Annotated in this window: 22 protein-coding genes; 12 read left to right on the plus strand and 10 right to left on the minus strand. The window is 32.4% G+C overall.

Annotated elements, in window-relative coordinates:
* Window positions 1–63: 63 nt before the first annotated feature.
* A complete protein-coding gene (acsF, locus tag O5633_RS01205; protein ID WP_269610202.1) occupies window positions 64–1,170 on the plus strand; it encodes a magnesium-protoporphyrin IX monomethyl ester (oxidative) cyclase in 1,107 nt (368 codons plus the stop codon).
* Window positions 1,171–1,185: 15 nt separating this feature from the next.
* Here the strand turns inward: acsF and O5633_RS01210 are convergent, their stop codons facing one another.
* The 3 genes from O5633_RS01210 to O5633_RS01220 form a co-directional block, all read right to left on the minus strand.
* Window positions 1,186–1,572, minus strand: a complete 387-nt coding sequence (locus O5633_RS01210) for a 2Fe-2S iron-sulfur cluster-binding protein (protein ID WP_269610203.1) — start codon at window positions 1,570–1,572, stop codon at window positions 1,186–1,188.
* Window positions 1,573–1,580: 8 nt separating this feature from the next.
* The gene (locus O5633_RS01215; protein ID WP_269610204.1) at window positions 1,581–1,916 is read right to left on the minus strand and encodes a hypothetical protein; all 336 of its coding nucleotides are present in this window, start codon (window positions 1,914–1,916) and stop codon (window positions 1,581–1,583) included.
* A gap of 195 nt (window positions 1,917–2,111) precedes the next feature.
* Window positions 2,112–2,330 carry a hypothetical protein gene (locus O5633_RS01220; protein ID WP_036907367.1) on the minus strand — a complete coding sequence of 73 codons (219 nt, stop codon included), beginning with the start codon at window positions 2,328–2,330 and terminating at the stop codon, window positions 2,112–2,114.
* A 136-nt stretch (window positions 2,331–2,466) separates the two neighbouring features.
* Here O5633_RS01220 and O5633_RS01225 point away from each other — a divergent pair, with 136 nt between their 5' ends.
* Both O5633_RS01225 and O5633_RS01230 read left to right on the plus strand, forming a co-directional pair.
* Window positions 2,467–3,330 (plus strand): NAD(P)-dependent oxidoreductase, encoded by an 864-nt coding sequence (locus O5633_RS01225; RefSeq protein WP_269610206.1) that lies wholly within the window; start codon window positions 2,467–2,469, stop codon window positions 3,328–3,330.
* Window positions 3,331–3,428: 98 nt separating this feature from the next.
* Entirely contained in the window at window positions 3,429–3,557 is a 129-nt protein-coding gene (locus O5633_RS01230; protein ID WP_269610207.1) for a hypothetical protein, read from the plus strand.
* Here O5633_RS01230 and O5633_RS01235 read toward each other — a convergent pair.
* Window positions 3,549–3,953 (minus strand): hypothetical protein, encoded by a 405-nt coding sequence (locus tag O5633_RS01235; RefSeq protein ID WP_269610208.1) that lies wholly within the window; start codon window positions 3,951–3,953, stop codon window positions 3,549–3,551. The two genes, O5633_RS01230 and O5633_RS01235, sit on opposite strands and share 9 nt — an antisense overlap.
* A gap of 95 nt (window positions 3,954–4,048) precedes the next feature.
* On the opposite strand from O5633_RS01235, the gene O5633_RS01240 reads away from it, so the two are divergent.
* The 3 genes from O5633_RS01240 to O5633_RS01250 are packed head-to-tail and all read left to right on the plus strand — an operon-like array spanning window position 4,049 to window position 6,631.
* Window positions 4,049–5,047 carry an ABC transporter ATP-binding protein gene (locus O5633_RS01240; RefSeq protein ID WP_269610209.1) on the plus strand — a complete coding sequence of 333 codons (999 nt, stop codon included), beginning with the start codon at window positions 4,049–4,051 and terminating at the stop codon, window positions 5,045–5,047.
* Window positions 5,044–5,841 (plus strand): ABC transporter permease, encoded by a 798-nt coding sequence (locus O5633_RS01245; RefSeq protein ID WP_269610210.1) that lies wholly within the window; start codon window positions 5,044–5,046, stop codon window positions 5,839–5,841. Before O5633_RS01240 ends, O5633_RS01245 begins: the two co-directional genes overlap by 4 nt.
* Window position 5,842: 1 nt before the next feature.
* Window positions 5,843–6,631 (plus strand): ABC transporter permease, encoded by a 789-nt coding sequence (locus O5633_RS01250; RefSeq protein ID WP_269610211.1) that lies wholly within the window; start codon window positions 5,843–5,845, stop codon window positions 6,629–6,631.
* A gap of 56 nt (window positions 6,632–6,687) precedes the next feature.
* Here the strand turns inward: O5633_RS01250 and O5633_RS01255 are convergent, their stop codons facing one another.
* Window positions 6,688–8,001, minus strand: a complete 1,314-nt coding sequence (locus O5633_RS01255) for an NRAMP family divalent metal transporter (RefSeq protein WP_269610212.1) — start codon at window positions 7,999–8,001, stop codon at window positions 6,688–6,690.
* Window positions 8,002–8,150: 149 nt separating this feature from the next.
* Between O5633_RS01255 and O5633_RS01260 the strand changes: the two genes are divergently transcribed.
* The gene (locus tag O5633_RS01260; RefSeq protein ID WP_269610213.1) at window positions 8,151–8,657 is read left to right on the plus strand and encodes a josephin; all 507 of its coding nucleotides are present in this window, start codon (window positions 8,151–8,153) and stop codon (window positions 8,655–8,657) included.
* A 7-nt stretch (window positions 8,658–8,664) separates the two neighbouring features.
* Here the strand turns inward: O5633_RS01260 and O5633_RS01265 are convergent, their stop codons facing one another.
* Together O5633_RS01265 and O5633_RS01270 are read right to left on the minus strand one after the other, a co-directional pair.
* Window positions 8,665–9,051, minus strand: a complete 387-nt coding sequence (locus tag O5633_RS01265; RefSeq protein WP_269610215.1) for a phosphoribosyltransferase — start codon at window positions 9,049–9,051, stop codon at window positions 8,665–8,667.
* Window positions 9,052–9,384: 333 nt separating this feature from the next.
* Window positions 9,385–9,549 carry a hypothetical protein gene (locus O5633_RS01270; protein ID WP_269610217.1) on the minus strand — a complete coding sequence of 55 codons (165 nt, stop codon included), beginning with the start codon at window positions 9,547–9,549 and terminating at the stop codon, window positions 9,385–9,387.
* 137 nt (window positions 9,550–9,686) lie between these two features.
* Between O5633_RS01270 and O5633_RS01275 the strand changes: the two genes are divergently transcribed.
* A complete protein-coding gene (locus tag O5633_RS01275) occupies window positions 9,687–9,974 on the plus strand; it encodes a hypothetical protein (RefSeq protein WP_269610218.1) in 288 nt (95 codons plus the stop codon).
* A gap of 4 nt (window positions 9,975–9,978) precedes the next feature.
* On the opposite strand, the gene O5633_RS01280 is transcribed toward O5633_RS01275, so the two are convergent.
* Both O5633_RS01280 and O5633_RS01285 read right to left on the minus strand, forming a co-directional pair.
* Window positions 9,979–10,377, minus strand: a complete 399-nt coding sequence (locus tag O5633_RS01280; RefSeq protein WP_269610219.1) for a DUF2862 domain-containing protein — start codon at window positions 10,375–10,377, stop codon at window positions 9,979–9,981.
* Between the two features lie 125 nt (window positions 10,378–10,502).
* The gene (locus O5633_RS01285; RefSeq protein ID WP_269610220.1) at window positions 10,503–10,697 is read right to left on the minus strand and encodes a hypothetical protein; all 195 of its coding nucleotides are present in this window, start codon (window positions 10,695–10,697) and stop codon (window positions 10,503–10,505) included.
* Window positions 10,698–10,851: 154 nt separating this feature from the next.
* Between O5633_RS01285 and O5633_RS01290 the strand changes: the two genes are divergently transcribed.
* On the plus strand, window positions 10,852–11,061 hold the full coding sequence (locus O5633_RS01290) for a hypothetical protein (RefSeq protein WP_269610221.1): 210 nt from the start codon (window positions 10,852–10,854) through the stop codon (window positions 11,059–11,061).
* A gap of 50 nt (window positions 11,062–11,111) precedes the next feature.
* The gene (locus O5633_RS01295) at window positions 11,112–11,885 is read left to right on the plus strand and encodes a sulfite exporter TauE/SafE family protein (protein WP_269610222.1); all 774 of its coding nucleotides are present in this window, start codon (window positions 11,112–11,114) and stop codon (window positions 11,883–11,885) included.
* A 19-nt stretch (window positions 11,886–11,904) separates the two neighbouring features.
* Here O5633_RS01295 and O5633_RS01300 read toward each other — a convergent pair whose 3' ends face one another.
* Window positions 11,905–13,092 carry a glycosyl transferase gene (locus tag O5633_RS01300; RefSeq protein WP_269610223.1) on the minus strand — a complete coding sequence of 396 codons (1,188 nt, stop codon included), beginning with the start codon at window positions 13,090–13,092 and terminating at the stop codon, window positions 11,905–11,907.
* Between the two features lie 71 nt (window positions 13,093–13,163).
* Here O5633_RS01300 and O5633_RS01305 point away from each other — a divergent pair, with 71 nt between their 5' ends.
* Complete coding sequence (locus O5633_RS01305; protein WP_269610225.1) at window positions 13,164–14,915, plus strand: sugar phosphorylase; 1,752 nt, start codon at window positions 13,164–13,166, stop codon at window positions 14,913–14,915.
* Window positions 14,916–14,971: 56 nt separating this feature from the next.
* Entirely contained in the window at window positions 14,972–15,766 is a 795-nt protein-coding gene (gene yedP, locus O5633_RS01310; protein WP_269610226.1) for a mannosyl-3-phosphoglycerate phosphatase-related protein YedP, read from the plus strand.
* Window positions 15,767–15,789 lie beyond the last annotated feature (23 nt).

The raw sequence follows: 15,789 nt of genomic DNA on the forward strand, positions 1-15,789 counted from the left end.
GATTAAAAATTCACCTTTTTTTCAAATTAAGACATACAATTATGTTCTTGCTTGAAAATTGGAATGACCGCAACAGCTTCTTCTTCCCCAAAACTAAGAGTTGATACACGCGGAACTAATGAGTTGCCGCCACATTTAGATGAAAACCTTTTAACACCTCGTTTCTATGTAACCGAATTCAAGAAGGCAGCCAAGACAGAATTAACTGATGCGCGTGAAGAGTTTGAAGCAATGCTTTCAGAAATGAAAGCAGATTATAACTGTACTCATTTTGATAGAAAGGCAAGTCTAGATAGATTACAAGAATTACCTCAGAAGGCTAAAGAGACCTATGAGAGTTATTTAGTTAGATCAGTTATTTCAGAGTTTTCTGGATTCCTACTTTTCAAGGAGATTTCAAATCGTTTAAAGAAAGAGGGAAATAGAGATCTTGGTAAACTATTTCAGTTTTTAGCTAGAGACGAAGCTAGACATGCAGGATTTCTTAGCAGAGCATTAGTGGCAGAGGGTATTGAAGTGGATCTACCTCATTTAGGTGGAAAAAGAGCAGCGACCTGGTTCCCAATTAGTTGGGTTATTTATTCTGTGTATCTTTCAGAAAAAATTGGTTATTGGAGATATATTTTGATGGACAGACATCTTAAAGCTAATCCAGGAGAAGCCTTTGCTCCTTTATTTGACTTCTTTGAACCATGGTGTCAAGACGAGAACAGGCATGGCGATTGCTTTACTGTAATGATGAGATGCTGGCCTGGGATAACTAAAGGTTGGAGAGGTAAGTTATTGAGTCGTTTTTTCCTTTGGAGTGTATTTCTTACTCATACGCTTACAGTTTGTGAAAGAGGAGAATTTTATGAATTATTGGGCATAGAGCCTAAAGAATTTGATGAGGAAGTTATTAAAAGAACAAATCACACATCTAAGAATGCTTTCCCTTGGGTATTTAATCTTGAAGATAATAGATTTTGGGATTTAAGAAATAATATAATTGAAGCATTTAGAGCTTTTGTATCAACAAAAGGGATAGCTAAACCAGTTAAATTTATAAAATTTGTTTCTTTAATATTTCAGCAATTTGCTTTACCTATGGAGGCAACCAACGCATTAAGATATGAAAAGGATGTTAATTTTACTGGTGGAGATATTTTGAATTTTTGGACTGATAAGTAAGACTATTTAGACCTTTTAAATATCAAATGGATTACCAGCTTGGGTATCCAGTCCTTTGAAATACTTTCCAAATTGAGCGTTATAGACTTCGTCTTCTTCTTGGGTCTCGCATACTAGAGGACCTATGGCTTTTGAAACGCATAACAAACCAAATCCTTTAGCTCTAAGCTCTTTAGATAAACCAATACAAGCTTCTTGATCCATTTCACCTGAAATTATTTTAACTGCACATTCTGAGCAGCATCCATTTCTGCAAGAGAATGGAAGTCTATCTCCGATTATTTCACCATTCTCATCTTTGGACTCGAAATTTCTCAAAATGTACTCACCTTCAGGAACCTCAAAGGAATATGTTTTCCCTTCCTGCTTATGATGGATAGTTATTTTATGAACAGGTTTCATCAGGTTATTTATTTCTGAATTGCTATATCTTTTATCTCTGGCGGCTCAGGGGGCAAACTTGCATGCTCCCAAAGCTCATCGATATTGAGTTCTTTGCTCAACTTTTCTCCTCCAAAGCGAAGCTTTAGCCAAGCTATTGTTGTTGCATCTTCTGCTACAACAGCTTCATATCCTTCTTTCTCAGTGATATTGAACTTGCTAACTAACGAGGAATTTAGATACCACATAGGATAATCTGCACCTCTGCGATCCCTTCTCTCATGAAAGGATTCTCTTAATTGTCCATTACCCTGTAATTGGCCCTCTGGGGCAATAAGTACATTTAGGGCTTTGGTCTCTGACATTATTTAGGATCAGATATGTATTGATCTTAGGCTATATATTTCCTAGGACCTTAATTAAATAACTTTAGTAAAATGAATTGCATTGACGCAACTAGTTTGATACATCTTCACAAGATTTTCCTATTATCTGTCAGTAATTTATCTAATTATTTAAAGAGGTAAATATATTCTTTCTCTTGATTAAAAAATATTTATTTAAGCCTCTTTTTTGGGAGCCTCAGCCTTTGCTTTAAGAGCTTCAGCTTCAGCTGCTTTCTTTGCTTCTTCAAAATCAATTCTGTTTTGTAGTTGCCCTGAAGCTCTCATCCAATCATTAACACTAGCTTCCTTGCCAGCGGCTTCACATTCCTCTTGATACTTCAAGAATGGATACCAATGATGAGTAGCATTCTTGGAATCTGTAAAATTAGTCAATTTCTTAAGTATTCAATGAATTGATTATCGCATCATATTTTCTTCTTTTGGCACCATATTAATTTTTTATAGTAATAGTTCAAATCTTTGTTGTACTTATTACTCTTAGTTCGTTTTGAATGAAAATCCAATTTTGATGAAACTAGCTTTTATTGGCCTTGGAGCTATTGGGAAGCCCATGTCTCAGCGCCTAATTGATAATGGCTATGATTTGAATTTGTATCAGAGAAATAAATTAAATAATGACGCAAAAAGAAAATATTTTTTTGACCCTATAGAAGCTGTTAGTGACTGCGATGGCCTTTTGATTTGCGTGACTGATGATAATGCAGTTGAATCTGTTTTGTTTGGGGATAATGGAGTATCAGAATCACTAAAGCCTAATTCATTTGTTATTGATTTCTCTACAATAAGTCCTGATAAATCTATCTCAATACATAAACGATTAGGTCAAAAAAATATTTTTTATGTTGACTGTCCAGTTTCTGGAGGGACAGAGGGTGCTCATAACGGTTCACTATCTTTATTTATTGGTGCAAGTGAAAAAGATTGTTTATCTTTTGAACATATATTTCAAGTGCTAGGTAAATCAATTAATTACTTTAATGGTGTAGGTAAAGGTCAACAAGTCAAAGCTCTTAATCAGATACTGGTTGCAGGAACATATGCAGCAGTTGCAGAGGCAATGGAATTAGGTAAAATGTTGAATTTGCCAATGGATGATGTCGTTGCTGCTTTAAAAGTAGGAGCAGCGAATTCATGGCCATTAGAAAATAGATCAAAAGCAATGTTGATTGATAAACATCCATTGGGATTTAAATTAGAGTTGCATCATAAGGATTTATCTATTGCCACTGAGTTAGCTAAATCTATAAATATTGATTTACCCATTGCATCAAGAGTAAAAGAAATGGAGCAACTATTAATGCAGACTGGTTTAGGTGAATTAGATGTTTCTGTTCTTCATAGGTACATCTCAAATAAAAGAATAAATCACTAGAATTGTTGTAAATATTGGTTTTTGATAACTTACTTTATTTACAAATCCAAAGAAGTATGTTATATTTATATTAATTATTTAATTCTTAAATTTGTTTTATGAAGTTGGAGAAACAGCATGCGAAGCTTATAAAGTTGCAAACTAAAGCTGAGTCTTGCATGTCTCGTGAAGAGGCTAAGAAGATTATTCGTAAAGCCGAGAAAGCTCAATCAAAGATTTCAGGATAGTTTCTTATTTTTTAAGTCATTAAAAATTATTCCTTCATGTTTTTGGAATTTAATACTCCAAAGATTTGAACATATTGATTTTAATTTTTCTATTAAAGTATCTGTATCTCCACTATTAATCCAATTTGATTTAATTACTGGAATATTATTATGCAAACTTTCAAAACTAATTTCTGCTAGTAATAATCCACTTTCATCGTTTGATATTTTAAGACTACCTTCAGTAGTTCTTTGAAATATCCTTAGTAATAAATCAAGTATTATCTTTTCGACTTCTTTTTTAGACGATTGACTTAAAGTATTAACTCCAGAAAATGTTTTTCCTCCAAGAGGCATTAATCTTTTATTATTTTGCTCTGCAAGAGCTATCGCTATTACATATTTTTGTTCTTCCATTTAGTTTTAAAACCTATAGTTTTTTCTTTACTTTGATTTTATCTGCTATGTAGGCAAAAATGTTTTATCTTAATGTTGAAGCGTTTGAAAATTAATTGCAAAATAATCCTAATGACTTGATCGTTGTAGATCAGCTGAGTAAATATTATCGAGTTGCAAACAAACAGCCGGGTTTTAAGGGTACTCTTAAGCATTTTTTCGATCGAAAGACTTATGACGTCCCTGCAGTAACTGATATAAGTTTTAAAATCTCACCGGGAGAAGTAGTCGGATTTCTTGGGGCTAATGGAGCTGGTAAAACCACATTATTAAAAATGATGTGTGGTCTTATTCATCCATCGACAGGGTTAGTTGATGTTGGTGGTTTCTCACCTCAAAGAAGGCAAACGGCTTTTCTAAAGGAGATAACTTTGGTTATGGGGCAAAAGCAACAGTTGATTTGGGACCTTCCTCCCATGGATTCTTTATATGTAAACGCAGCTGTTTATGGTTTGTCTGACCACGAAGCTAAGGTAAGAATTAATGAATTAGCAGAGATGCTTGAACTAGGAGAAGAACTTACGAGACCTGTCAGAAAGTTGTCGTTGGGACAAAGAATGAAATCTGAAATTCTTGCTGCTTTATTGCATAAACCATCTGTCCTTTTTTTAGATGAACCTACTCTTGGTCTAGATGTAAATGCTCAAGCTAGAGTTCGTAGTTTTTTAGCTGAATACAATAAAAGAACTGGTGCGACAATTTTGCTAACTAGTCATTACATGGCTGACATAACAGCATTATGTCCAAGAGTTATTTGTATTCATAAAGGAAAGCTTTTTTATGATGGTGACCTTGATTCACTTGCTAATTCATTATCACCGTCAAGAGAGGTAAAAGTTGAATTGAAAAATTCATGTGCAAGTGAACAATTTGAAAAATACGGTGAGATTCAAGATGTAAATGATCGTTTTGTATGTTTATTAGTTTCAAGGGATAAGTTGACAGATGTAGTAAGTAATCTATTAACTGATTTCGATATTATCGATTTAGAGATTAGTGATCCTCCTATTGATCAATTAATAGGAGAATTATTTATTAAAGGTGAAGTCAATTGAGAATATTTGGATTGTCTTTCAAGGTTATTAAGACCTTACTTACAACACAATATGCATACATGTTGGAATATCGCATCGAAATAGCTTTATGGGCTCTATCTGGAGTACTACCATTTATTATGTTTTCTCTTTGGAGCCAAAATGATGTTGGTAATTCATTTGGTCTAAATGATATAGGGTTGGCAAGATATTTTTTAAGTGCTTTTCTAGTTAGGCAATTTTCAGTTGTTTGGGTTGTTTTCTCTTTTGAGGAAGATTCTCTATCTGGTCGATTATCACCATATTTGCTCCAACCTTTGCACCCTCTATTTAGATATGTAGCTTCTCACTTGGCAGAGCAGGCAACAAGACTTCCTTTCGCAATAGCCATAGCTATAACTTTTTTTATATTAAATCCATCATCCTTTTGGCTTCCCTCACTACCTCAATTAATGCTGGCGTACTTATCAACTCACTTTGCTTTTACTATTGCTTTTCTTCTTCAAAGTTTAGTCGCTGCACTTTGCTTTTGGACTGAAAAATCTAGTGCACTTGAGAGATTAATATTTGTACCTTATCTTTTTCTTTCTGGTTTATTAGTACCTTTAACAGCCTTTCCTTCTAACGTTCTAAAAGTTGCAATGTTAACCCCTTTTCCCTATCTAATTAATTTTCCAGCAAAGATTTTATCGGGGATGCCAGTTGATATTTTTAATGGCTTTTTAGCTCAAATTTTGTGGATTTCAATACTGGTACCTTCTGTAAATATTCTTTGGAAACTTGGTGTAAAAAGATATACAGCAATGGGAGCCTAATATGCAGCGTTACTTTAAAACTATTAGATTATTTTGGTCTACAGCATTTGCTTCTCAACTTGAGTATCAATTAAATTTTTTGATTGAGTTGTTAGCTATGTTGGGAACTCTTTTGGGAAGTGTTTTTATATTATCCCTTTTCTTCACTGGAGGAAGGGAATTAGGAGATTGGACTTGGGAATCAGCACTAGTTATTCAGGGTGTTTATACATTTCTTGATGGTTTAACGAATGCTCTTTTACGACCGAATTTAACCGAAATAGTTAATTACGTTAGAGATGGTACGCTTGATTATGTTTTATTAAAACCAATTGATAGTCAATTTTGGTTATCAGTTAAAAAGTTTTCTTTTGCAGGATTGCCTGAAATTATTTTAGGACTTTCAATTGTTTTTTGGGCGGCCATTCAATCAGGTTCAACTTTTTCACTTTACTCATTATTTGTATTCATTATTTCCATATTGATTGGTTTTGTAATCCTTTATTCCGTTTGGTTCTTGATTGCTGCATCTAGTATATGGTTTGTTAAGACATGGAATGCTACAGAAGTTCTGAGAGCTTTATTGGCTGCAGGTAGATATCCTATTTCAGCTTATCCTGTTATTTTGAGATTCATCTTTACATTGGTTTTACCTGTAGCTTTTTTAACAACTTTTCCGGCTGAGGCAATTCTGGGAGAACTAAAACTTAATATTTTATTTTTTGGTTTGATGTTAAGTAGCCTATTCTTTATTTTTAGCAGATTCTTCTGGAAGTTTGCTCTTAAACATTATACTTCTGCCTCAAGTTAATTATTTAATTAATTACATTAACTCTTATCTATTTTTAAGGAAATTAAATTCTTGGTTTATTGTCCGATACCAAAAAACGAATTGAATATGAATAATAAACTAAAGATTGAGAGGAATGAAATACCAAACCAGCAAAGTGTTTTTAGAGCAATTCCGTAACGAAATTGACTTTTTACTAATGAGCTATTCATTGTATCCATCGCCATCCAGGCAAACAAAGGAGCTGTCAGGAAACTACCGGTCATCGCCCCGAAGACATAGTTTTTAACTCCAATGCCTCCGGATTTTGCAATAAGAAGTGCACAAAGCGATGCAAAAACATGAAATATGATCCATTTTTTGAGACGTTTCTTTTCAGTCAAAGTAGAGCTATTTCCCTTGTCTGAGCGAGCTATTAACCCATGAGCTGATGAGATGCTCCTGGGATATGCATCTAGACATGTAAGCGTAGTGCTAAACATTGCTGCAAAAGCTGCAGGTACAATGATCCACTTTGCCCATCCACCAATAGATTCTGTATACAAGCGGATTAAATTCTGAGCAAAACTAACTCCTGATCCTGTAAGCATTTCATCGCCAGTGCCATACATTGTGTAAGCACCAAGAATTAGAAAGAAAATTGCCGTTAGAACAGTTATGAAATATCCAAGATTGAAATCAAATTCTGCTTCTTCCAACGTAGCTGTGTGTTCTGTCTCTTTGGCTCTTGAAAACATCCACAATGATGGCCAAATACAAAGCTCTACTGGACCAGGCATCCAACCCATAAGAGGAATTAGAAAACCAAGGTTTGAGAGAGTCCATGGAGAAGGACTGCTATTAAAGAATGAAATATTGATATCACCAGCAGGGCCTTTAATAAGTAAAGATAAAACAGCAAAAAATGTTAATGATGTAAGCAAAAAAACAAGAATTTTAGATATCCTATCAAGAGCTTTATATTGGCCTATAAATAATATTAATGAACAGACTATTAATATGCCTATCGCTAAATCTAAAGCAGGAAAGGATGAAAAGACTAGTATATTTTTTAAAAGAAGACCTGTAACAAAGCTAACTGCTGAGATAGTAAACGTACCTGTTATTAATCCAACTATTAAATATATAGGTAAATAAAATTTATTACGCTTTTTAAATCCCTCCAAAAGTGATAGTCCTGTGACGGCTGTAAATCTTGTTCCAACTAGTAAAAATGGATATTTAACTAGATTTGTTAATAAAATAAGGCCAATAAGCGAAAATCCAAATTTGGCGCCAGCTGTAGTCGATGACATTAGGTGTGATCCACCTATGCATGCTGCAGCTAAAAGGATTCCAGGTCCAAGGCTTTTTCGATAGCCAATGGATTTACTTGAGACTACTTTTTCCATTTATTTGGGAAGTTATTTTTATTTTTACAATAAAAATAACTTTTTCAATTTAACTACATAAAGATTATTATTTTATAGTTAGATATCCTTTTATTAAATTCGCTTTTTCTAAGACCTATTTATTGCATAGCGTCTATAGACTTTAATTAATGACTAAATCTGTGAATCTATATTTGGCATCAGGAGTCTGTGAAGGCTTAGGTTTTTGGGTCGTCAACTTTACTGAGGAGGATGATATCTTTAATTCTTTTGGTAGTAAATTACTTGAGTGCTATAGAAAAGAATTATTTGGTCTTGAAGGAGCAATTGAAGTTAAGGATGCAATTAATACAACATTAGATATCCTGTGTTTAGATTCGAAATATGAAAAATATAAATTAGATAATTACAATATAGGTTATTCTTTCGAGATCCCCATTAACATTATTGAAGATATTTTTGATTTATGGGCTTCTAATTATAATAATAAAATTTTATGGAAAAAATATATTGGTTTGTTAAACTTACGAAAGAAAATTAAAAAAAATAATAACTATATTAATATGGGATTAAAAGGTGATATATATAAATTTTCTACGAAATTAGATGGATTGTTGAGTTTCAAGACTGTTGATTTCTCATCTAGGAGTGATAAATCTAATGATTTAATGTGGTGAAAATTGCTTATGATCTAGATTTATAATATAAATCTCTATCTTTATTAGCTGCATTAATGCTTTCCCAGGGAAAAATAATCCATTCATTATCTTTGACATTTTTATAGGAATTCCACCAGGTCGGATTTTTTTTGCTAACCCATACATGAGTTTCTGAGCCTTTTATATATTTTATTTTCTCAAGTGTATGTCCAGTATCATAAATATCATCAACTATGAGTGAATTACTTTTCGGTTCGTCTAGTAAAGGTATTCCAAGTGAATGGCTTAGTGTAACTGCAAGACATAAGCCACCCCTAGGGAATCCATAAACTCCTTCAAACTTTTTATATTTGCATTTGTTGTGTATTGAATTTATACATTTATCAAATTCTATCCAGCTTAATTTATTCATTTATAGGTTATAAATATGTTTTCTTTACTCTTTAAGGTATAACTTCTAAAACTTCCTAGATAAACTGTAGTAGCCCATAAAGCCACCTATAGTAAGAATTCCAGCGATTGGTGCAGATAGATTTAATGGCGTCGCCCAATCATGAACCATCAATGAAGCTAACATAAGTCACTATTAATAGATAATTCTTAAAATACTACATCTATTATAGGTTTGTTATTTTAGTTCGTAATAATTCACAACTATATAGAATTATTAATTCATTCAAAAAATAATTATCTTTTAAATATTTTATTATATAGATATAAATTTATTTAATAAAATATTTTTCTATCAATCATTTTTATTTTTATTTTCAAAAAAATTAGCTACTTGTTCATATATTTTTCCAAATAGCCATGAAATGGCAATAAGACCAAAAATTCCTAAAATTATTGTTATTGCTGATATTCCTGCATCATTTGGACCATAATTTATTGCTGGGTCAAATCCTTGCACGATTAATTTAATTCGATTTTTTCCATATTAATATTTTTTTGATTCAGTTTCCGATTCTTTACTTTTTTGAAATCTGAATATATCAAAATCCCTCATAGTTGAATTATGTATAATAAATATTATCTTAAATTATATTTATGAAATGGGAATATCACGTAGTCCATCTCAATGTAGACGATTCATCAAGTAAAACTGAAGAAACTAGCAATCCTGAGGCTGCAAGCGAAAAACTTAAAGGTTCACTCAGCCCAGATTTTCTTAAAGATCAATTCCCCGAACAATATCAGGAAAATGAAGATTCCAAGCATCCTGCTATTCAACTAAGTCAATTTTTAAATAAAAAGGGACTGGAAAGATGGGAACTTTCAGAATCAATCAAAGTTAGGAATATGCTATTTCTTATCATGAAGCGGCAAGTTGATTAGTAGTTTATAAAACATCTTTCATTGTAAAGATTAACCAGTTAATTAGATTTATTGGACTTGATATCGCTTTAATATTTTTATTCCCATTTATTTCGTAAGCAACTTTATATTTTCCTAGTATAAGATTACTATTTTTGGGATTATGATATTTATTAGTCACTGCCAAGCTATATTCTTTTATTGTTTGTTCATTTAATTCGGTGTTAAAAATCCATATTTTTAGATTATTTTCAGTAATTAATACATATCCAATACCCATACCATCTGTCATTTTATAATCTACAATTTCCCCTTTTATCATTTGAGGTAATTCATTCAATAATTTGTTTGGCAGTAGATTTTCTATTTTTGACTTATCTACTTTTATCTTTGCTCCAATTGGTATTAATGGATTTACTTCCATTATGAATAACTATAGATTTTACCAAATTAACATATTTTTCGAATCAATGAATTAACTATCCATCTAAAAACAATTTCTTTATGTGTTGGAAAGCTTATCTTTGTTCTATTCTTAATTTAAAGTCTTTAAAAACCTTTGGTTTCGATTTCGTTCTCCTTCTTTTCCTTGTTTTGTCCTTCTTCTTTTGAAAAATTAACCTTTAAATAGTTAATTCCTATTATCGTCAGTCTTACAAAGACAAAAGCCGTAGCTATGAATCCGATTAAGATAAAAGTTGATAAAAGTGCAGATCCTAGATCTATTTCAGATAATTTGGTCATGTTAATAATCTTTCCTAATTTAATTAATCTTTTATAAATCGAATTTTAATTCAAAATCAAATTTTATATAAATTTTAATTTATATTGGTTACAAGACATCCGTAGAAAAAAAATCAAAATAGATGCATAACTTAAATAGGAATATAAATTGAAAATGAATCAAAATCAATTTAAAATCCCACTTACAAGCTTAAGACCTTATACAGTTCATTATAGGAGCTGTGATAATCAACGTCTTGAGAATTGCTTTTATGCATGTGATGCATATGAGGCAAGGTTGCTTGCAATGGAATTTAATAGATACATTCATGAACACCCAAATTGTATTGATCTAATTAGAAGGGAAATGATTAAGAATATTTAGATCAATATATAAGAAACGATTTTTGTATAAAATATATCATTTAGAATTATATGTTAAATAATAATATTATTTCTCAAGTATTTTTGGGATTTGTATCACTTTTTTCTAATTTCATTTCTGCTTTATCTGGAGGAGGAGCAGGCTTAATACAACTCCCAGCTCTTTTGTTTTTTGGATTACCTTTCTCAAAAGCTTTGGCAACTCATAAAGTTGCTAGTGTTGCACTAGGCATAGGTGCTTCAGTACCTCACTTAAAGCGTAGTAGCTTTAAGCTAAAATATTGTTTTTTGATACTAGTTTCGGGTATACCAGGTGTTTTATTAGGTGCCTATATATCATCCATTTTACCTGGTCATTTTTCGACTACCTTATTAGGTATATTGACTTTATTTCTGAGTTTTTACTCAATAAATCAAAAAAATCTTGGAAGTTCAAATCGAAAAATACCAATTACTAAGTTAAGAATAATTATTGGTTCCTTTGGCCTTTTTGTTATTGGTTTTCTCAATGGCTATCTTTCTTCTGGTACTGGTCTTTTTGTGACGATTTGGATTATAACTATATTTAATTTGTCCTTTTCTGTAGCTGTTGCTTATACCTTGATTTTTGTTGGAATTTTTTGGAATGGTATTGGAGCAATCTCTTTAGGATTGAATGGAAATATTATTTGGAGTTATATACCCGTATTGATTTTAGGTTCTCTTTTAGGTGGATACTTTGGAGCTTATTTCTCAATAATTAAAGGGTCTAAATTTATTAAATTTATTTTTGAATTAATCTCTTTTTCTGTTGGAATTTCATTACTTTTTAAAGGCTTTTTATGAGTATTTAATTATTAGTTTTTTACGTGCAACCCGCTTTTTCTAAATCATCTTGCAATTTACTCTCACAGTCTAAAACCCTTGCCCAGCAAGGCAATTGCTGCTTTACGGGAGATTCAAGGAATTTATTGATTGCAGGTCTTAATAGTTTTCCAAAAGTATGAACGGCTAGTTCTTCTTTATGTCTACTGTATGGCAATTGATTAACTGAGGAATCTAAACTAAATTGTTTAACTCTATCTTCTCCTGCTCTTCTATATAAAACCTCCAAGTTTGCTAATTGAGAACTTGTAAGGGTTCTTGCTTCATGTTCCATTAACCCTCTTAAAACACTGGAAAGAATTTCTGTAGACATTTTTTGGAGGCCTTCATTAGGCTTTGAACCTATGTCTTTGTGCTTGTGATCGAAAATACCTAGATCTACTTGTGAGATTCTTGATATCCTTACATTTTTATAAACTTCTGAGAGAAGCCCTATCTCTAAGCCCCAATCACATGGGATTCTTAAATTCATTGCTAAGTCTGTAGTAAAAGCAAATTCTCCAGCTAGTGGATATCTAAAAGACTGTAAATATTGGAGGAATGGCGCATTCCCCATCAATTGTTCCAAACTTGATAGAAGTGGACCTACAAATAATCTCGTAGCTCTACCTTGCAGTGCATTTGTCTCAAGTGATAAACGACTGTAAAAAGCTTTTACATAAGATATCCCATTTGATTTTTCTAGTAATGGTCCCAACATTCTTGCTGGATAATTAGAGTTGAATGTTCTGATATCAGCATCAAAAAGTGCTACAACTTCAGAGCTCTTTGTAGCCACACCAACTCCTTGCCATACTGCCCATCCTTTTCCTGGAACACCTAATAGATCTAGTCCATTCTTTTCTTGGTCTTTTAGCAATTCAATAACCGTTGGACTATTAGTCCATTGGACGTGAACTGGATATGGCATTTCTTTAAAGAAATCCCTGGCTTTCACCACCTCTTCTCTATTGTTTGCAGACAAGGCTATGACTAGTTGATTTAAATTTTTTAATTCTTTTAAAGTGCTTCTTATTAGTTTTAATGCTGGCCTGCTGAACTCATCGAATAAGCATGGGATAAGTATAGATGTTGGCCGTTTTAATAGGTCTTTATTTAATTGAGATACTGGATCTTTTGCTAGTCCGTACTCATGAATAGTTGTGATTAAACCCTGCTGAAAGTCCATTCAAGAAAAAAGTTTTACAGATTCAAGGTGGGAGCTACGATGAGGTAGAGAAGATTGTTTTCCTTTAAAGAGTGTCTGAGTTGGATAGTGAATTAGATGAGCTGAGATTGTCTCTCAGAGAAATTTATCCCGATCACTCTGAACAAGAAATCAATTCAGTGTGGTCACAATTGTTGCAGATTCTCGATCCGTTTCGTGTAAGAAATGACACTGATGAATTTGTGAACGAGTCAATATGGGATTCTTCAAGTGTTGTTTTGATTACTTATCCAGATTCAATTTATAGGAAAGATCAATCAACTTTAAAAACATTAACTGAATTCGTAAAAAATAGATTAAGTGGCCTTTCTTCAGTCATACATGTTTTACCATTTCTTCCTTCTACAAGTGATGGTGGATTCGCTGTCTCTAATCATGAAAAAATTGAAGAAGCTTTTGGGAATTGGAATGATTTAAAAGATTTATCAAGTAAGCACAAAATAATGGCAGATCTTGTTTTAAATCATGTCTCTTCTTCACACCCATGGGTTCATCAATTTATTAAATCAGAGGATCCTGGTATGTCTTACATTGTTGCTCCCTCTGAGACTCATATTTGGGATAAAGTTATAAGGCCAAGAAATTCATCGCTCTTCACTAACATCAATACAAACCAAGGCTTTAAGAATGTTTGGACAACATTTGGGCCAGATCAGATTGATGTTGATTGGAGAAATCCATACATTTTTTTAGAGTTTTTAAAATTATTGGTAAAATATGTAACTAATGGAGCTGACTGGATTCGACTTGACGCAATTGCATTTATTTGGAAGGAGCCATGTACGACTTGTTTACATTTAGAACCAGTACACTCAATAGTTAAGCTTTTAAATAAATGCTTGAAGATTATTAAACCTACAGCTGTATTAATTACCGAAACTAATGTACCAGAGGAAGAAAATCTTTCTTATTTGATTGAAGGGAATGAAGCAAATCTTGCTTATAATTTTACTCTACCTCCTTTATTACTAGAAGCTATTTATACCGGGAAAACAGATTTGTTGAATAATTGGTTATCTAATTGGAATGAGTTGCCAAAGTATACATCTCTGCTCAATTTTACTTCTTCACATGATGGTATTGGATTGAGAGCATTAGAAGGAATTATGGACGATCAGAGAGTCCATAATCTCTTGGTCGAATCAGAGAAGCGCGGAGGATTAGTTAGTCATCGTCGCCTTTCAAATGGGGAAGATCAACCATATGAACTGAACATTAGTTGGTGGAGTGCGATGACCCATAATGGACCTGATAAAACCTTATTTCAATTTGAACGTTTTTTGCTCAGTCAGGTATTCACTTTATCTTTAAAAGGAGTTCCGGCTTTTTATCTTCCATCTATTTTAGCTTCTCCTAATGATCTTGATTCATTTAGAAAAACAGGTCAAAGAAGAGATTTAAATCGAGAAAAATTCGAAGCTAGTAAATTACTTGAGTTACTTAAGAACTTTGAATCTCCTGCTAGCAGAAATATTTCATATCTGACTCACATCGTTAAAGTTAGATCCAGACTTAAAGCCTTTCATCCTGAGGCGAGTATGAAATGTATTTCAACTAATTTTGATAATTGTGTAATTCTTCAAAGAGGTTTAGCGGAAGATAGTGTCTATGTTATTTGTAATATGTCTAATAAATGTTTAAGTATTTCACCAGTAAATCTACTTGATTCATTAGAATTAAGTTCTAACAAACGTTTACTAGATAATATTACAGGTTCTTATTTGAATACTGATATATTTAAAATTAATCCTTATCAAGTAGTTTGGCTTACATTAGATGAGTAGACTTATGAAAATTAATCCTTATCAAGTAGTTTGGCTTACATTAGATGAGTAGACTTATGAAAAATAATTCAAAATATTGGATAGTTACAGATCTGGATGGGACATTAATGGATGAGGATTACGATATTTCTCCTGCTAAAAAAACCTTGAAGTTGTTAGCAGAATATAATATCCCTGTAATCCCCTGTACAAGTAAGACTGCATCGGAAGTTAGATATTTTAGAAAAGAAAATGGATTGTCAGACCCTTTTATTGTTGAAAATGGAGCGGCTGTTTATGGGCATTATGAAAAAAATTCGTCAGAATGGGAATTGATTTTGGGAAAAAGTTATAAGGAATTGAAAATTATTTTGTTTAATATATCTAAAAAAGTTAACTACCACCTAACCCCTTTGAATGATTTAAATAACAATCAAATATATGAACTTACTGGTTTATCTGATGCAGGTATTACTAGAGCTCTAGATAGGCGCTGGAGTGTTCCTTTCTTAAATCCTCCTGATGATATTTTTGAAAAAGTAAAGCTTATTTGTGATTCTTATAATGTTCATGTTTTCAAAGGGAATAGAATGAGTCATTTGCTTTCCAGTGAAAGTCATAAAGGTCAAGCAGTTAATAGATTAAAGGTTCACCTACACAACAATGATGTAAAGATTATTGCACTTGGTGATTCGCAAAATGATCTCCCTTTACTTGAATATGCTGATATATCTATTGTTATTCCTGGCAAGAATGGTCCGAATAAGTATTTACAGAATGGTATTGATGAAGGTTCTTTTAGGTTAGCTAATGCGCCTCATGCAAAGGGTTGGTCAAATAGTGTTCAAGATGTTATTAATAGCTTTCACTGAAATATGTTAGACAAAGATATCAA

It is taken from the genome of Prochlorococcus marinus str. MIT 1013 (assembly GCF_027359395.1).
GTDB classification, from domain to species: domain Bacteria; phylum Cyanobacteriota; class Cyanobacteriia; order PCC-6307; family Cyanobiaceae; genus Prochlorococcus_B; species Prochlorococcus_B marinus_E.